We start from the raw sequence: 16828 nt of genomic DNA, 5'->3' as shown, positions 1-16828 counted from the left end.
TAGAACCACCGCGCACACTCATCGGACATTCCACAACCCGCCCGCGCTACCGCATGCGGTCGTGGTCGAGACATTGGAGCGGGCCCTGCGCGATCGCACCGCCGAAGGGGAGGCCGCGGACGTCCTGGTCGGAAGCGCGTTGAACGACGAGGACCGAGATTTTGTCGAACACTGGTGTATGCAGGTCGGGACGCGCGCAGTCTCGGGAAGTCCACTGCTCGGGCTGGCCGTACTGTGCCTGGGGCACACCGCGCGACGATTCGGCCACCTCGGTGTCGACGCCGTGGCGCTGGTGAAATCCCTTGCGGCCCGGGCCGAAGCGGACCCTTCGGATGTCGACGGCCGGGCTCTCGACGGATACGACGACGTTCGGGACTTCCTGCACCTGTGGTGAGGCCGGAGGCCCCGGCCGCCGCCGACGGTCGTAACTGCCTACCCCACCTCTTCGGCGAGTTCCAACCAGCGCATCTCGGTTGATTCCTTCTCGGCCTGCACCTGCTTCAGTTCCGCGCCGAGGCTCACCAGCTTCTCCGGATCGGTGGCGGCTTCGGCCAGTGCGGTGTGCAGGCGTTCCTCCCGCTCGCCGAGTTTCTCCAGGGTCCGCTCCAGCCGGCCGAACTCCTTGCGCGCGGCGCGGTAGGCGGCGGAATCGGTTGCGGGAGCGGAAGTTTCGGTCGGCGTGGAGGTTCCGGTGGGGCGGCGCGCGGTGTCGGCGAGGGCCGCGCGGCGACGCAGGTACTCCTCGATCCCGCCGGGCAGGTTGGTGAGCTTGCCGTCGCCGAACAGCGCCCAGGTGGAGTCGCTGATGCGCTCGATCAGATACCGGTCGTGGCTGATCACGACCAGGGTGCCGGGCCAGCCGTCGAGCAGGTCCTCGAGTTGCTGCAGGGTGTCGATATCGAGGTCGTTGGTGGGCTCGTCGAGCAGCAGGACGTTCGGCTCACTCATCAGGATGCGGGTCAGTTGCAGGCGGCGGCGCTCACCGCCGGACAGGTCACCGACCGGAGTGCGCTGTTTGGCCGGTGTGAATCCGAGCCGCTCGGCGAGCTGCCCGGCGCTGATCTCCTTGTCTCCCAGCCAGGTTCGCTCGGCGACATCGGACACCGCTTCCAGCACCCGCATGTCGGTGGGTAGATCGTCGAGTTCCTGCCGCAGCCAGCCGATCCGGACGGTCTGGCCCTGAATCCGCTTACCGGCCGCCGGTTCCGCGTCACCGGCGAGAGCGCGCAACAGGGTGGTCTTGCCCGATCCGTTCACCCCGACCAGGCCGACCCGCTCTCCCGGCGCCAACCGCCAGGTCAGATCGCGCACCAATTCGCGGCCGTCGGGGGTGGTGAGGGTGGCGTCCTCGAGTTCGATCACCACGCGGCCCAGGCGTTTCCGTGCGAAGGAGGCCAGCTGCACGGTGTCGCGCGGCGGCGGCACATCGGCGATCAGGGCCTCGGCGGCCTCGACTCGGTAGCGTGGCTTCGAGGTACGGGCCTGCGGTCCGCGACGCAGCCAGGCCAATTCCTTGCGGGCCAGATTGCGGCGGCGTGCCTCGGTGGCATCGGCCTGGCGGGCCCGCTCGGCGCGGGCGAAGATCCAGTCGTTGTAGCCGCCCTCATAGCTTTCGACCTTGCCGCCCACCACTTCCCAGGTGCGGGTGGCGACGGTGTCGAGGAACCAGCGATCGTGGGTGACCACCACGAGTGCGCTGCGGCGCCCCAGCAGATGTTCGGCCAGCCACTGCACACCCTCGACGTCGAGGTGGTTGGTGGGCTCGTCGAGGACCAGCAGATCAAGTTCGCGCACCAGCGCGGCGGCCAGCGCCACACGGCGGCGCTCGCCACCGGACAGATTCGCGACCGAGGTGTCCATGCCCAGATCCGCGATGCCGATACCGTCGAGCACGCTGCGGATGCGCGGATTGGCGGCCCACTCGTGTTCGGCGACGCCGTCCGTGCGCGCGTCCTCGGCGAGCCCGGCCAGCACCACCTCGCCGACGGTGGCCCCTTCCGGCAGCACACCGCGCTGAGTCACCGCCGCCATGCGCAGGCCGTTGATCCGGCTCACCCGCCCGCTGTCGGGCTGCTCGAGCCCGGTCAGCACCTCGAGCAGTGTGGTCTTCCCCCCGCCGTTGAGACCGACGACCCCGATCCGCTCACCCTCCTGCACGCCGAGGGACACATTGTCCAGCAGCGGGGTGATTCCGAAGCTCTTGTGGACCTGCTCCAGATTGATCAGATTCGCCAAGGGGTCAGTCCTCTCCGAGTATGGCGGGGCCTCCGGGTGTGCCACGAGCTCGGCGGATCCGGCCGCGTCGCGCGCGCCGGCTGCGCTCCCGCAGCGGCGGGACCACGCCCGTCGGCTTCACCCGTGAAGGTTACGGCACGAGGGTGCGCACTTCCGGCGCGGGTGAGCCGGGCGCGAGCCCGCGCTCTCCGAATACGCCGCCCTGACGGCGACCACCGGCGGTGCGTTCCATGGAGCTCGCGGGAGACGCGGACCGCACGCGCGGGTCGGCCTCCGGCTACACCAGCACGCCGATCTCGGAGCCCACGCAGACCGGTCCCCCAGCCACAGGCGTATGCCGATCTCGAGGCCACGCACGCGGGCGGCGACGCGGTCACCACATGCACGCAGATCTCGGCTTCGCGTTTACCCGCAGCCACCCCAGTGTGGCCGTTTCCCTCCCCTGCCGACGGACCGAACCGCAGCGGTACCGCGTGGCTCCACACATGGATCGCGGTTGCGAAAAAGGTTGAGGCATAGGTACTCTGCGGGCAATCCAAATGGGCTCTCCAGAAGTATGGCCGTAGTGCGGAGCCCCGCCTCGTGAGGGCGCGGAGTGGGCGGCGCTGATTTGCCGACCCCACATTCGGAGGATTCTCATGACCGACTCGTCATCCGCCATTGCCACCTCGTCGTCCGGCGACAGTTCCGGGCAGCCGGACGCACTGCGCACAGCCCACGGCGTGAAGGTCGGCATCGGGCTGCCGATCGCCGCCCCACAGTCACTCGTCGCATGGGCCGAGCGGGCCGAATCGGGCCCGTTCTCCACCCTCGGACTGCTCGATCGACTGGTCTACGACAATCCGGAACCCCTTGTGACACTTGCGCATCTGGCCGGTGCGACGCAGCGGATCCGATTGCAGACCGAAGTGCTCCTCGCGCCACTGCGGGAGACCGCGCTGCTCGCGAAACAGGTCGCCACCCTCGACCGGCTCTCGGGCGGCCGATTCACCCTGGGGCTCGGTGTCGGCGGCCGCGCCGACGACCATGAAGCGTCCGGGACGCAATTGCGCACGCGCGGAAAGCGATTGGACGAGCAGATCGCGACGATGCGCAGACTCTGGTCCGGTGAACCCTACAGCGAGAATTGCGCCGCGATCGGCCCGCTGCCGCACACCTCCGGCGGTCCGGAACTGCTGTTCGGCGGATTCCAGCCCGCCGCGCTGGAACGCGTCGCACGCTGCGGCGGCGGATTCCTCGCCGCGGCCGCACCCTCGTGGGCGCCGGGCCTGTTCGACACCGTGCGGCGGTTCTGGCGCGACTACGATCGCCCGGGTTCACCGCGCATCGTCGCGCAGGTCAACGTGGCCCTGGGTCCGCGGCACGTCATCGACGACGCCCGCGCCGCCATGTCGGCGTACTACGCCTTCAGCGACTACGGCGCGAACATGGTCGAGGGCATGCTCACCACACCGGAGCAGATCCGCACGGTCACAAAGCAATTCGCCGATCTGGGCGCCGACGAAGTGATCTTCTACTGCTACGGGCGAGACCCGGAACAGGTCGACCGCCTCGCCGACACTCTCAGCTGAACGGTCGTACGTAGCTACCGGCCGGCGCCGACCCGCACGCGACGATCGGCGCCGGCTCGTCACGTCCGGTCAGTGACGCCCGTCGGCCAGCACACGCGCACCGGGCACCGGACCGGTCGCGGTGCGGACGCTGCGGCACACCCCGGCGCCGGAGAGTTCGGCCGAGACCTCCACCGCATCGTCCTCACTACCGCACAGGAAGGCACAGGTGGGCCCCGAACCGGAGACGATTCCGGCGAGGGCGCCCGCCTCGACGCCGGCACGCAGGGTGCGGCGCAGGGCCGGATTCAGCGACAGGGCGGCGGCCTGCAGATCGTTGCCGAGCAGGGGCGCGAGCTGGGTGGGGTCGCCGGAGGCCAACGCCTGCAGCAATTCCTGCGGGTCGCCGAGGCGCGGCGGATCGCCGTTCTCGCGCAACCGGTCCAGTTCGCCGAACACCTTCGGCGTCGACAGCCCCTCCTTCGCCAATGCCAGCACCCAGTGAAAAGTGTTGCGCGACAACACCGGAAGCAGTTTCTCGCCACGGCCGCGGCCCAGTGCGGTGCCGCCGTGCAGCGCGAAGGGCACATCGCTGCCGAGTTCGGCCGCGACCTCGGCCAACTGGTCGCGCGACATCTCCAGCCCCCACAATTCGTTGAGCCCCACCAGCGTCGCGGCGGCATCCGCGCTGCCGCCGGCCATCCCCCCGGCCACCGGGATACCCTTCTCGATCTCGATCTCCACCAGCGGAGCGCGGCCGGCCAGATGTCCGAGCCGGACGGCGGCCTGCCACACCAGGTTCGTGCGATCGGTGGGCACCTGGGCGGCGCCCTCCCCGTGCACGGTCACGGCCAGCGATCCGGCCGGAGCGATCCGCACATCGTCGGCCAGCGACAACGCCTGGAAGACCGTGGTCAGTTCGTGGTATCCGTCGCTACGCAGGTCATCGACCCCCAGATGAAGGTTCACCTTGGAGGGGGCGCGGACGACCACGGAACTGGGTACTACAGACAGCACGGGGCTAGGTTATCCGTCCGCGCGGCAAACGGTCGGTTTGCCGCGCGACGCGGGGCTCCCGCAGCTGGGGACTCGCCGGACACCGGCCGCCGCGCCAGGCAGCCGACGCCGAATTGCCGGCCGACGCCAGGCCGATCACCTGCGCAGACGGGTGTCGCCGGAGATGCGCGCCACCGCGGGCGAAATTCCCCGTCGTCCCCCTTGCGCCGGGTACCCATGGGGGGTATGTTCGGTGATGTCAGGGGATACCCCCTCACCGTATAAGACCGAGCGAAGGAAGCGATCATGGCTACCAGCACCTACACCGTCACCGGGATGACCTGCGGCCACTGCGTGGCGTCGGTGCAGAAGGAGATCGGCAAGATCGACGGCGTCACCAGCGTCGACGTAGACCTCGCCTCCGGCCGCGTCCAGGTCGAATCCGCCGCACCGCTGACGGACGCCGAGGTCGTCGCCGCCGTCGACGAGGCGGGATATCAGGTGGCGAGCTGAATGAACGACAGACTGAAGTTCGCGGCATTCGGCGGCGGACTGGTCGTGCTGTTCGGGGCCGCGCTCGGCATCGGCGCCCTGGTGGGCGATCCGGCCGAGCCGGCCCCCGGCCACGGCACCGGACTTCAGGCCACCCAGGAGGGATACACCCTCTCCGAGGTGAGCGCACCTACCGAACCTCGGACCCCCGGCACCCTCCGATTCCGGATCACCGGCCCCGACGGCGCACCGGTCACCCAGTACACCGATCTGCACGAGCAGGACCTGCATCTGATCGCCGTCCGCTCCGATACCACCGAATACCGGCACGTGCACCCGGTCCGCGACGACACCGGCACCTGGTCGATCGATTGGACGTGGGCCCAGCCGGGCACCTATCGCATCTTCGCCGATTCCCGGCCCACGGCGGCGCCGGATGAACTGGTACTCAGCCGCACCGTCACCGTGACCGGCGCGACCGCCGATCGGCCCCTGCCGCCGGTCTCGCGCACCACCACCGTCGACGGCTACCAGGTTCGCATGGACGGCGATCTCTCGACCGCCGGCGGCGAGGTGGGATTCACCGTCACCCGCGACGGGCGGCCGGTCACCGATCTGCAACCCTATCTGGGTGCCTACGGGCATCTGGTCGCACTGCGCGGGAACGATCTGTCCTACCTTCATGTTCATCCCGAAGGAGAGGTCGGCTCGACACCCGCCGGGCCGCGGGTCGCCTTCCATGCCCAAGCGCCCAGTACCGGCGCCTTCCGGCTCTACCTGGACTTCGCCCACGGCGGCGCGGTTCACACGGCGGAATTCACCGCCGAGGCGGTAACCGGGCAGCAGAGCGGGCACCACGACAACGAGCACAACAACGGAGAGCACGGAGGAGGTCACCAATGAGCGCGCCCACGACAGAGCGCTCCGTCGAGCTGGATATCGGTGGCATGACCTGCGCCTCCTGCGCCGCACGCATCGAGAAGAAACTGAACCGGATCGAGGGCGTCACCGCCACGGTCAACTACGCCACCGAGAAGGCGAAGGTCAGCTTCCCCGAAACGGTGACGCCGGATCAACTCATCGAACGTGTCGTCGACACCGGCTACACCGCCACCGTCCACGACACGCGTCCCGCGCACACCGCTGCGGCCGAAGAGGTTTCCACCGATTCGCCGCTACGGCAACTGCGGCATCGGCTGCTGGTGAGCCTCGCGCTGGCGCTTCCGGTCATCGCCCTGGCGATGATTCCGGCGCTGCAATTCCGGAACTGGCAATGGCTTTCGCTGACGCTGGCCACGCCGGTCGTGTTCTGGGGCGGCGCCGCCTTCCATCGCGCCGCGTGGATCAACGCCCGGCACGCCACCGCCACCATGGACACCCTGATCTCGCTGGGCACCCTGGCGGCCTACTCGTGGTCGGTGTACGCGCTGTTCTTCGGCGATGCCGGAATGCCGGGTATGAAGCACGGCTTCAGCTTCGCGGTCGAGCGCTCCGCGTCGGCGTCGAACATCTACTTCGAGGTCGCGGCCGGTGTGATCGTCTTCATCCTGGCCGGGCGGTATTTCGAGACCCGTGCCAAGGAGCGGGCCGGTTCGGCACTGCGAGCGCTGCTGGAACTCGGCGCCAAGGATGTGGCGGTACTGCGCGACGGCGTCGAACACCGAATTCCGGTGTCGGAGTTGCGCGTCGACGATGTGTTCCTGGTGCGTCCGGGTGAGAAGGTCGCCACCGACGGTGTGGTCACCGACGGCAATTCGGCTATCGACATGAGCATGCTGACCGGTGAATCGGTGCCGGTCGAGGTGGGCCCGGGCGATCCGGTGATCGGCGCGACCGTCAACGCCGGCGGGGTGCTGACCGTGCGGGCCACCCGGATCGGCGCCGACACCCAGCTGGCGCAGATGGCCGCACTGGTGGAAGAGGCGCAGAACGGCAAGGCGCCCGTGCAGCGGCTGGCCGACCGGGTCGCCGGCGTGTTCGTCCCGATCGTGATCGCGATTTCGGTTGCCACACTGGGCTTCTGGCTCGGCAGCGGCGCCGCGGTGGCGGTGGCCTTCGGCGCGGCGGTCGCGGTGCTGATCATCGCCTGCCCGTGCGCGCTCGGCCTGGCCACACCTACCGCACTGCTGGTCGGCACCGGCCGGGGCGCCCAGCTCGGCGTCCTGATCAAGGGTCCGCAGGTGCTGGAATCGACCCGGCGCATCGACACCGTCGTGCTGGACAAGACCGGAACGGTCACGACCGGCACCATGTCGCTGGCCGAGGTCATCCCGGCCGAGGGCCAGGATCGCGACGAGCTGCTGGCCGTCGCCGCGGCGGTGGAACACGGATCCGAACACCCGGTGGCCCGGGCGGTGGTGCGGGGCGCCGCCGAACAGGGTCTGGCCGAGGAGCCGGTGCAGCAGTTCGTGAGCCACGGCGGTAAGGGCGTGCAGGGTCTGGTCGGGGAGCGCGCGGTCGTGATCGGCCGCACCGAACTGCTCGCGGATTGGTCGATCCCGCTGCCGGAGTCGTTGGCGCAGGCCAAGTCCGAAGCCGAGACCGCCGGGCGTACGGCGATCGTGGTGGCCTGGGACGGGCAGGCGCGCGGTGTGCTGGTCATCGCCGATGCGATCAAGGCCTCGAGCGCCGAGGCCATCGCGGACATGCGGTCGCTGGGACTGACGCCGGTGCTCTTGACCGGTGACAATGCCGCGACCGCGCGCACGGTGGCCGATCAGGTCGGCATCGACGAGGTGATCGCCGAGGTGCTGCCCGCCGACAAACTCGACGTGGTGAAGCGCCTGCAGGATCAGGGCAAGGTCGTCGCGATGGTCGGCGACGGCGTCAACGACGCGGCCGCCCTCGCCCAGGCCGACCTGGGCCTGGCGATGGGCACCGGCACCGACGTGGCGATCGAGGCCGGCGACATCACGCTCGTCCGCGGCGATCTGCGGACGGTCGGCACGGCGATCCGGCTCTCCCGGGCCACCCTGCGCACCATCAAGGGCAACCTGTTCTGGGCGTTCGGCTACAACGTGGCGGCGATTCCGCTGGCGGCGGCCGGACTGCTCAACCCGATGCTCGCGGGTGCGGCCATGGCCCTGTCGAGTGTGTTCGTGGTGAGCAACAGCCTGCGCCTGCGGCGCTTCCGCTGAACGAATCCGCCGAATGTCCCGTCCGATCGGACGGGACATTCGGCGTTCCCGCCCCGGTCCGCCATACTTTCCGTCCGAAGAGAAGAATGCGCTGTCGCGTCGGCCTGTTTCCCAGCGACCGGCCGCGCACGAGGACAAGGCAGGGACCACATGAGCATCCTGTTCGGGATCGGTTTGGTGATCTGGTTCGTCAGCATCGCCGCGATGTTTCTCGCACGCGCCCTCGACGACCACAGACAGCAGGTCTTCCGGGCGAGCCTGGCACTGTGCGCGGTGGGCTCGATACTCCTCGCCATCGGCACGCCCTTCGTCAGCGGCAATTCGATAAATAAGAACATACTGGTCAGCGGCGGATTCACCGTGATGGCGTCCCTCTGCGCCTACTCGGTCCTGATCACCCGCCACCGCCGCGCCGGCACCCCGGTCACAAGACTTGCCGACCGCGGACTCCCGCCCACACGATCCGAGTCGCATGTGATCATCACACCTTTGCCCGGGTCCGCTGCCTGATCTTGACGTTAACCGCGGTTCAGGTTTTAGCGTCGGAGGCGACCGTTTCCCACCGAAGGGCGCCGCGATGAAGATCCTCGAAGTCGAGCTCACCACAACACATCTCGACGCCACGGCGGAGTTCTACCGCGACGTGCTCGAGCTTCCGGTGATCGCGCAGCCTGACGGTGTTGTCGTCGAGATCGGCTCCAGCAGATTGAGGGTGACCGCGGGCGCCGCCTTCGACGGCGTGCACCATCTCGCGTTCGGCATCTCGCCACACGACTTCGACCTGGCCCGCCGTTGGTTGCGGCAGCGGACCGAATTGCTCACGGTCGGCGGTTCCGACATCATCGACGGCCCGGAAGGATGGGATTCTCGATCGCTGTATTTCCGGGGGCCGGACGGAAGTCTGCTGGAACTGATTGCGCGCCAGGCCGATCGAGCGACCCCGGGCAGCCCGGGCGAAACCCCGCACCTGTTGTCGATCAGCGAGGTCGGCATCGGCGTGCCCGACGTGCGCCGGGCCGTACGCCACCTCGCCGAGGCCTTCGAACTCCCACCCTTCCCGCCACAACTATCCGAATTCGCCCCGATCGGCAGCCACGACGGGCTGCTCATCCTGGCACGGTCGGGCCGCATCTGGTTCCCCACCGAGGAAGACGTCCCCGCCACCGGACCGGTATCGGTCCGCATCGAATCCGCCGGCCACAGCGAAAAGATCGCTCTGACCGACGAAGCCGTCGTTCGAGCCGGTGGACCGATTTCCGAATAGCGCCTTCTTATCGCACGAAATACCGCATGAGCACGGCAAAGGTGTCGACCGGCTACAGCGCGGCCCACGCCGCACTTGCTGGTCCGGACTGGTGCCGGTCACGACCGCTCCCTATCCGTACCGGGGTGGTCGGCCCACGATGCGCTCGTCTGACCGCGGGTGCCACACCAATCGCGCAAACCTCGCCGCTTTTTGCGGTTTTCGCACATTTTCGTCGAGGTTTGCACGAAAAGTTCGGAGTCCGTCAGCGCCGATGTCCGCTCTGGTCACCCCTGCTCGGCGAGGCGTACGAAGGCCGCTGTGTCGAGGGTTTCCCCCCGCGCGGTAGGCGCGATTCCCGCCGCGACCAATCGCCGTTCCGCCTCGGCGGGTGATCCCGCCCACCCCGCCAGGGCGGCGCGTAATGTCTTGCGGCGCTGCGCGAAAGCTGCGTCGACCACGGCGAACACGCGCTCGCGGTGGGCGGTGTCGAGCGACCACGGTGGGTCGGTGTAGCGCTCGATGCGGACCAGTCCCGACTCCACCTGCGGAACCGGCCAGAACACCTGGCGGCCGACGGCTCCCGCGCGGCGGACGGCGCCGAAGAATCCGGCTTTCACGCTCGGGACGCCGTAGATGCGGGAGCCGGGTTCGGCGGAGAGCCGGTCGGCCACCTCGGCCTGAACCATCACCAAAGCCGTTCGGATGCTGGGCAATTCGGCGAGCAGGTGCAGGAGCACGGGTACCGCTACGTTGTAGGGCAGGTTCGCGACCAGCGCCGTCGGCTCACCGGGGATATCGGTGGCCGACACGCGCAGCGCATCGCCGGGCACCACGGTCAGCCGGTCGGCGAGCCCGGTGGCGCGGTCGGACACGGTTTCCGGAAGATGCTGTGCGAGAACCGGATCCAGTTCCACTGCGACGACCCGATCCACGACGTCGAGCAGTGCCAGGGTCAGCGAGCCGAGTCCGGGGCCGACCTCGAGCACCACGTCGTCGCGTCCGACGCCGGCCGTGGCGACGATTCGCCGCACAGTGTTGGCGTCGTGCACGAAGTTCTGTCCGAGCTGTTTGGTCGGGCGCACGCCGAACCGTTCCGCCAGCACCCGCACTTCGGCGGGACCGAGCAGTTCGGCCAGGCCACGGGCTTCGCTCACAGGTTCGGACACGCCCGACAAGGTATCAGTGCGGCTAGGGCCGGTACGGCGTGGACTGCACCCGCGCGACGAACGCGTCGATCGCCGCCCACATCTGCGGATTCAGGTCGCAGTGCTGCCCGGTGCCGACCACCGATTGCGAGTCCACGCCGTTCGCGGCCAACTGGGCGGCCAGCGCGGCGTGCAGCGGCGAGGGCACGGTGCGGTCGGTGGCGTTGAGCAGCAACAGGATCGGAGCGTCGTAGCCGCTCGTGGGCACGGCCAGATAGTCGGTGAGCGCGGCCGTGAACCGCGGGTCGCCCAGCGGCCGCGACAGCAGATCGCCCAGCGATGCGCCGTTGACCTGCGCGATCATCCCGTCCAGGCACAGGCTGCCGATGCTGTCGAGCAGTTGGCGCCCACGCGGGCTCAGATAGCTGTCGACGTCGATATCGGGCCGGGTTTCCCGCATTCCGACGAGCACTCCCGCGATGAAGGCGGTGCTGCCGTCGCCGATCTCCGGAATATTCGGCACCCACGGCCCGGCGATGGGCAGAACGTGCTCCAGATCCGATTCGGGGTCGACCGCGATGGTCCCGCGGAAGTCCAGGTCGGGCGCATAGCTCTGCTGGAGATGACCCGTACCCAGAGCGGCCTGACCACCCTGCGACGCACCGACAGCGATCCAGGTGCGCGACAGCTGCGGATAGGTCGCACGCGCTGCCCGCAGCAGGTCGATGGTCGCGGTCGCCTCGGACTGCCGTTCCAGATACGGATGCGGACCGGTGTCGAACGCACCCAGCCCGAGATAGTCCGGCGCGACCACCGCGAATCCCTTGGACTGGAAGTACTGCAGGATGCGGTCTTCCTTGGCGCGGCCGGACGGGTAGGGCGCGGTACCCGGATTCGAGATGCCGCTGCATCCCATGCCGAGCCCGCTCGTGCCGTGGTCGTAGGCCACCACCGGCCAGCCACCCGCGGGCGGTTCGCCCGGCGGAAGGAACACCGCACCGCTGGCGGGGACGGGCTCACCGCGCGAGGTCGTCGTCCGATAGTCGAGTAGCGCCGCCCCGGTCATACCGTGCCAGCCGTCCGGCTGCGCGGTGACCGACACCGTCGTTCCGGCCGGCTCGGCAATGGCGTCGGGCACCGCGACGACCGAGCCGAGCGCCAACGCGGTGAACAGGGCCGCGACCACGAGCGGCCACCGCATTCGAGCCGAACATTTCGACAACCGCATGGCACCTCACATCATCTGGGATCTGCTGATTTTACGGTGCACACACCGCACGGTCCGGAAATCCCCAGGCCGGGGCGTCGCGGAGCGTTGACGTCAATTGATACACGTTCTAGTTTCGGTGTACTCGCGGAACAGGCGGTGGCACATCAGGTCTCACCGCACCCGAAGCAGCACGAGAGGACGGCCGCAATGATACGCAGGCACGAGGGACGACGGGTGGTGGTGACCGGGGCGGGCTCGGGCATCGGGCGGGGCATCGTGGTGCGCATGCTCGCCGAGGGAGCGCATGTGGTGGGCGCCGACATCTCCGAGCCCGGACTGAAGGAGACCGTGGCGGAGGTGGGCGCGGATCGCGAGCGGCTCCATACGGTCACCGTCGACGTGGCCGATCCGGAATCGGTGCGCCCGGCCGTCGCCGCGGCCGTCGACCATCTCGGCGGATTGGACGTGCTGGTCAACGCGGCCGGAATCATGCGTACCGCGCACACCCACGAGATGGCGTTCGAGAGCTGGAATCAGGTGATCGGCATCAACCTCACCGGCACCTTCCTGATGATGCAGGCGGCCATCCCGACGCTGCTGCAGTCCGAACATCCGGTGATCGTGAACTTCTCCTCCACCGCGGCACTCGGCGCGAATCCGTATATGGCCGCCTATGCCGCCTCCAAGGGCGGGGTGAACGCGATGACCCATGCGGTCGCGCTGGAGTATTCACAGAAGGGCCTACGCGCGGTGAACATCGTCCCGGGCGGAATCACCAGCGGAATCACCAACAATCTGAAAACCCCCGAAGACGCCGACTGGAACCTCTTCTCCCGCCTGACCGGCTGGCTCAACGGCGGCGCCCTGGGCGAACCCGCCGACGTCGCCGGCGTGGTCGCCATGGTCGCCTCCGAGGACGGCCGCTACATCACCGGCTCGGAGATCCGCGTCGACGGCGGCGCCCTGATGTGACTAGCTGATCCCCAAGCGACTCGTGCACGCGGGCCAGGCACCCCAGCCCTGCCGGGCCCGCGTCACCTCGGCGATGGCGATCTGCTCTTCCCGGGTGGCGAGATCCGGCCGCTCGGCGTACTTCAGTCCGCCCTGCCGGGACCAGGTGCTCTGGTCGAACTGGATACCGCCGAAATACCCGTTGCCGGTATTGATCGCCCAGTTGCCACCGGATTCACACTTGGCCAGCGCGTCCCAGACCGCGCCGTCGCGCACGGGCGGAACTTCTGTACCTGGCTTGGCGCCCTTGCGGACGGTCTTGGGCTGGGCGGGGACGACGACGGTATGCCCGACGGCCTCACGCGAGGTTTCCTTGCCGTTGACGATCGAGACGGCGTAGGTGACGTCCTGCACCCCGGCCTTGCCGGGATTCTCGACGACGGTCCGGCTCATGTTGAGGTCGGTGTCCTCGATGACGTTCTCGGTCGGGTCGAGAGGTTCGCGTTCGGTGACCTTCTCGGTGTGCTTGCGGGTGACGGTGATCTTCATACCGTCGTGCAGCGGGGTGACGGCCACCGGCTCCACGGTGTCCTCGCCGGTCAGCGGCACGCCCTGTACCTGCAGCAGCTCCCCGACCGTCGGCGCCGCCAGCCGCACGTAGCTCATCGGTTCACCGTTGTCGGACAGCTGCACCGTGCGCGGGCTGGTGACAGCCAGCACGGCGCCCTGCAGCGGCAGCGGGGTGGGCCGCGAGGGCGAGACGAAAACGTCGCCGGGCAGCTGCAGTTGAGTCAGTGCGTCGGCGACGGTGTACGCGGTGGTCCACACCTGTTTGGTCTTGCCGTCGAAGGTCAGCGAGAGCTGCCGGGCGCGATTGAGCGTGATGGTCGCACCGTTGACGACGTCGGCATCCCCGGACGGCGACACCGAGTCCTTACCGGCCAGCTTGTAGCCGCCGGCCTTGAGCACACCCTTCACACTCGCGGCCATGGTGGTGACGGTCGTGCGCTGACCGTCGACGACCAGGATGACGGTCTTGCGGCTGACGATCGCCAGACTCGCCCCGATGATCAGGGTGATCAGCATCGCGGCGATCGCCGCGTAGAGCAGCGGCGAGCGCGACGTGTTGATCCGCTGGAGAGCGGATATCCGAAACTCCGGCATGGTCACAATACGATAACGAGGGGGTCAGTCCCTGGCAACTACATGCCGTGGAACAGGGGATTTCCACATCACGATTCGATATCGACGATCCGGAAATATCACGACCGCGCAATCGTAAGTGAACTGGAGCACACCTCGCATTCCGGTCGCGAGTTATGTGACGCACCGCACGCGTGCGGCCTCAGCCCCGCTGCAACCGGTAGACCCGCTCGGCATTGGCGGTCGTGATCTCGGCCAGTGCCGCGGGATCCTGTTCGCGCAGTTCGGCCAGGGCGCGCACGATGTAGGGCAGGCAGTACGGCTCGTTCGGCGCGCCCCGGAACGGGTGCGGCGTCAGGAACGGCGCATCGGTCTCCACCAGGATCTGCTCGTCCGGCACCAGCTTCGCGGCCTCGCGCAATTCGTGCGCGTTCCTGAAGCTCACCGTCCCGGAGAAGCTGAGCAGATACCCCTCGGCCACACAGGCCAGCGCCATATTGGCGTCGGAGGAGAAGCAGTGGAAGATCACCGTGTCCGGCGCACCCTCGTCCAGCAGGACCGCCAGCACGTCGTGATCTGCCTCGCGGTTGTGGATCATCAACGGCTTCCCCAGCCGTTTCGCGAGGTCGATATGCCAGCGGAAGCCCTCCACCTGATCCTCGATATCGGCACAGCCGTCGAGTTTGCCGGGCCAGTAGTAGTCGAGCCCGGTCTCGCCGACGGCGACCACGCGGGGGTCGGCGGCCAGCTTCTCCAGTTCGGCGCGCGCCGCATCGTCCAGCGCGTTCGCCCGGGTCGGATGCAACGCGACCGCGGCGTACACACGCGGATCCCAGTGCGCGGCGTCGACGGCGAAGCGGGCGGCATCCAGGTCGTCGGCGATGGTCACCACCCGGCCGACACCGACCGTGGCGGCCCGATCCACCATGGCGGCAACCGATTCCGCGTCCTCGGCGCCGCAGGCATCGAGATGGGTGTGCGCGTCGATCAACGGCGACAGCGGTTCGGGCGGCTCGGGTGCGGGTCGTTTACCGGGCATCGGACCAGATTAGACACACCGCACCGACGGCAGGTGAACCCGGCGGGAGCGAGGAGTGGACGACGGGATATCGACGCGAGGGATTATCGGCGGCGGATTAGAGTGGACACACCATGAGCGCACCCGAACGCACGTCACCGGCCTTCTACATCACCACGGCGATCGCCTACCCCAACGGCGCGCCGCATATCGGCCATGCCTACGAGTACATCTCCACCGATACGCTGGCCCGGTTCAAGCGGCTCGACGGCTACGACGTGTTCTTCATGACCGGCACCGACGAGCACGGCCAGAAGGTGCAGCAGGCCGCGCGCGCCGCCGGCGTCTCCGTGGAGGAATACGCCGCGCGCAATTCGGATGTGTTCGAACGCATGGACAAGGCGCTCGACATTTCCTACGACCGATTCATCCGCACCACCGACGAGGATCATCTCGCCGCCAGCATCGCGATCTGGGAGCGTATGCAGGCCAACGGCGATATCTACCTCGACACCTATTCGGGCTGGTACTCGGTGCGCGACGAGGCCTTCTACACCGAGGAGGAGACCACCGTCACCGAGGACGGGACGCGACTGGCGACCGAAACCCGGACCCCGGTGGAATGGACCGAAGAGTCGAACTACTTCTTCCGGTTGTCGAAATATCAGGACCGGCTGCTCGAACTGTACGAGAACACACCGGATTTCATTCTGCCCGCCACCCGGCGCAACGAAATCGTCAGCTACGTGAAGGCCGGCCTGAAGGATCTGTCGATTTCGCGCACCACCTTCGACTGGGGTGTGCCGGTGCCCGGTGATCCGGCGCACGTGATGTACGTGTGGGTGGACGCGCTCACCAACTATCTGACCGGTGTCGGATTCCCGAATACCGATTCGGCCGCCTTCCAACGGTTCTGGCCGGCGAATGTGCACATCATCGGCAAGGACATCACCCGGTTCCACACCGTCTATTGGCCGGCCTTCCTGATGTCGGCGGGTATCGAATTGCCGAAACGCGTTTTCGTGCACGGCTTCTTGTTCAACAAGGGCGAGAAGATGTCGAAATCGGTCGGCAATGTGGTGGACCCGCTGGCGCTGGTCGACCAGTACGGCCTCGACGCCGTGCGGTTCTTCCTGCTGCGCGAAATCTCCTACGGCCAGGACGGTTCCTACAGCCACGACGCCATCGTCGGGCGGATCAACACCGACCTGGCCAACGAATACGGCAATCTGGTGCAGCGCAGCCTGAAGATGGTGGCGCGCGACTTCGATTCGACCGTCCCGACTCCCGGCGAATTCACCGAGGCCGACCGGGAGCTGCTCGATCGCGCGAACGGCTTGCTGGAGCGCTGCCGCACCGAATTCGACGGCCAGCAACTACATCTGGCGCTCGAGGCGATCTGGCTGACCCTCGGCGAGACGAACAAGTACTTCTCCGCACAGCAGCCGTGGGCGCTGGCCAAATCGGGCACGCCCGAGGACGTGGCCCGCGAGGCGACCGTGCTGTACGTAACCCTCGAGGTGCTGCGGATCGTGTCGATCCTGGTGCAGCCGGTGATTCCGGGTTCGGCCGGGCGGATTCTGGACCAACTCGGCCAGACCGCGCGCACCTTCGCCGACATCGCCACACCGATCGAGGCCGGACTGGCCCTACCCGCGCCGGAGCCGGTGTTCCCGAAGTACATCGAACCCAAGTAGGCGACCGG

At 68.1% G+C, this 16828-nt stretch carries 15 protein-coding genes; 9 read left to right on the top strand and 6 right to left on the bottom strand.

The features are described from left to right. The first annotated feature begins 61 nt into the window (after positions 1-61). Positions 62-394, top strand: a complete 333-nt coding sequence (locus A5789_RS16035; protein WP_063009323.1) for a hypothetical protein — start codon at positions 62-64, stop codon at positions 392-394. A gap of 38 nt (positions 395-432) precedes the next feature. On the opposite strand, the gene A5789_RS16030 is transcribed toward A5789_RS16035, so the two are convergent. Further along, positions 433-2235 carry an ABC-F family ATP-binding cassette domain-containing protein gene (locus A5789_RS16030; protein ID WP_064901799.1) on the bottom strand — a complete coding sequence of 601 codons (1803 nt, stop codon included), beginning with the start codon at positions 2233-2235 and terminating at the stop codon, positions 433-435. 638 nt (positions 2236-2873) lie between these two features. Here A5789_RS16030 and A5789_RS16025 point away from each other — a divergent pair. Then, a complete protein-coding gene (locus A5789_RS16025) occupies positions 2874-3806 on the top strand; it encodes an LLM class flavin-dependent oxidoreductase (RefSeq protein ID WP_227463028.1) in 933 nt (310 codons plus the stop codon). Between the two features lie 69 nt (positions 3807-3875). On the opposite strand, the gene A5789_RS16020 is transcribed toward A5789_RS16025, so the two are convergent. After that, on the bottom strand, positions 3876-4802 hold the full coding sequence (locus A5789_RS16020) for a 4-(cytidine 5'-diphospho)-2-C-methyl-D-erythritol kinase (protein ID WP_030515215.1): 927 nt from the start codon (positions 4800-4802) through the stop codon (positions 3876-3878). Between the two features lie 285 nt (positions 4803-5087). Here A5789_RS16020 and A5789_RS16015 point away from each other — a divergent pair, with 285 nt between their 5' ends. From A5789_RS16015 to A5789_RS15995, 5 genes are all read left to right on the top strand, one after another. Then, positions 5088-5294: a heavy-metal-associated domain-containing protein gene (locus A5789_RS16015; protein ID WP_030515214.1), complete on the top strand. Its 207-nt coding sequence runs from the start codon at positions 5088-5090 to the stop codon at positions 5292-5294. After that, positions 5295-6176 (top strand): hypothetical protein, encoded by an 882-nt coding sequence (locus tag A5789_RS16010; RefSeq protein ID WP_063009319.1) that lies wholly within the window; start codon positions 5295-5297, stop codon positions 6174-6176. Further along, on the top strand, positions 6173-8410 hold the full coding sequence (locus A5789_RS16005; protein WP_064901800.1) for a cation-translocating P-type ATPase: 2238 nt from the start codon (positions 6173-6175) through the stop codon (positions 8408-8410). The genes A5789_RS16010 and A5789_RS16005 overlap by 4 nt, the downstream gene beginning before the upstream one ends. A gap of 150 nt (positions 8411-8560) precedes the next feature. Beyond that, on the top strand, positions 8561-8920 hold the full coding sequence (locus A5789_RS16000; RefSeq protein ID WP_064927289.1) for a hypothetical protein: 360 nt from the start codon (positions 8561-8563) through the stop codon (positions 8918-8920). Positions 8921-8987: 67 nt separating this feature from the next. Next, the gene (locus tag A5789_RS15995) at positions 8988-9674 is read left to right on the top strand and encodes a VOC family protein (protein WP_064901802.1); all 687 of its coding nucleotides are present in this window, start codon (positions 8988-8990) and stop codon (positions 9672-9674) included. 266 nt (positions 9675-9940) lie between these two features. Here A5789_RS15995 and rsmA read toward each other — a convergent pair whose 3' ends face one another. Together rsmA and A5789_RS15985 are read right to left on the bottom strand one after the other, a co-directional pair. Further along, positions 9941-10822, bottom strand: coding sequence for a 16S rRNA (adenine(1518)-N(6)/adenine(1519)-N(6))-dimethyltransferase RsmA (gene rsmA / locus A5789_RS15990; protein ID WP_064901803.1), 882 nt, complete (start codon positions 10820-10822; stop codon positions 9941-9943). Between the two features lie 22 nt (positions 10823-10844). Next, positions 10845-12002 (bottom strand): alpha/beta fold hydrolase, encoded by a 1158-nt coding sequence (locus A5789_RS15985; protein ID WP_155525541.1) that lies wholly within the window; start codon positions 12000-12002, stop codon positions 10845-10847. 219 nt (positions 12003-12221) lie between these two features. On the opposite strand from A5789_RS15985, the gene A5789_RS15980 reads away from it, so the two are divergent. Continuing rightward, the gene (locus tag A5789_RS15980; RefSeq protein ID WP_197516620.1) at positions 12222-12983 is read left to right on the top strand and encodes an SDR family NAD(P)-dependent oxidoreductase; all 762 of its coding nucleotides are present in this window, start codon (positions 12222-12224) and stop codon (positions 12981-12983) included. Here the strand turns inward: A5789_RS15980 and A5789_RS15975 are convergent, their stop codons facing one another. Together A5789_RS15975 and A5789_RS15970 are read right to left on the bottom strand one after the other, a co-directional pair. After that, a complete protein-coding gene (locus A5789_RS15975) occupies positions 12984-14111 on the bottom strand; it encodes a resuscitation-promoting factor (protein ID WP_064901815.1) in 1128 nt (375 codons plus the stop codon). Between the two features lie 196 nt (positions 14112-14307). Beyond that, a complete protein-coding gene (locus A5789_RS15970; protein ID WP_064901806.1) occupies positions 14308-15144 on the bottom strand; it encodes a TatD family hydrolase in 837 nt (278 codons plus the stop codon). 113 nt (positions 15145-15257) lie between these two features. Here A5789_RS15970 and metG point away from each other — a divergent pair, with 113 nt between their 5' ends. After that, positions 15258-16820 carry a methionine--tRNA ligase gene (gene metG, locus A5789_RS15965; protein WP_030515200.1) on the top strand — a complete coding sequence of 521 codons (1563 nt, stop codon included), beginning with the start codon at positions 15258-15260 and terminating at the stop codon, positions 16818-16820. Positions 16821-16828: the final 8 nt, after the last annotated feature.

Source organism: Nocardia sp. 852002-51101_SCH5132738 (assembly GCF_001665695.1).
Taxonomy (GTDB): domain Bacteria; phylum Actinomycetota; class Actinomycetes; order Mycobacteriales; family Mycobacteriaceae; genus Nocardia; species Nocardia nova.
Note: the sequence above shows the minus strand (reverse complement) of the source record. Positions and strands in the feature narration are given on the sequence as shown.

Bases quoted from the DNA above. Each gene is read 5' to 3' on its own strand.
- A5789_RS16025 (WP_227463028.1), top strand. From the start codon at position 2,874: ATGACCGACTCGTCATCCGCCATTGCCACCTCGTCGTCCGGCGACAGT.
- A5789_RS16015 (WP_030515214.1), top strand. From the start codon at position 5,088: ATGGCTACCAGCACCTACACCGTCACCGGGATGACCTGCGGCCACTGC.
- A5789_RS16010 (WP_063009319.1), top strand. From the start codon at position 5,295: ATGAACGACAGACTGAAGTTCGCGGCATTCGGCGGCGGACTGGTCGTG.
- A5789_RS16005 (WP_064901800.1), top strand. From the start codon at position 6,173: ATGAGCGCGCCCACGACAGAGCGCTCCGTCGAGCTGGATATCGGTGGC.
- A5789_RS16000 (WP_064927289.1), top strand. From the start codon at position 8,561: ATGAGCATCCTGTTCGGGATCGGTTTGGTGATCTGGTTCGTCAGCATC.
- A5789_RS15995 (WP_064901802.1), top strand. From the start codon at position 8,988: ATGAAGATCCTCGAAGTCGAGCTCACCACAACACATCTCGACGCCACG.
- A5789_RS15985 (WP_155525541.1), bottom strand. From the start codon at position 12,002: ATGCGGTGGCCGCTCGTGGTCGCGGCCCTGTTCACCGCGTTGGCGCTC.
- A5789_RS15970 (WP_064901806.1), bottom strand. From the start codon at position 15,144: ATGCCCGGTAAACGACCCGCACCCGAGCCGCCCGAACCGCTGTCGCCG.
- metG (WP_030515200.1), top strand. From the start codon at position 15,258: ATGAGCGCACCCGAACGCACGTCACCGGCCTTCTACATCACCACGGCG.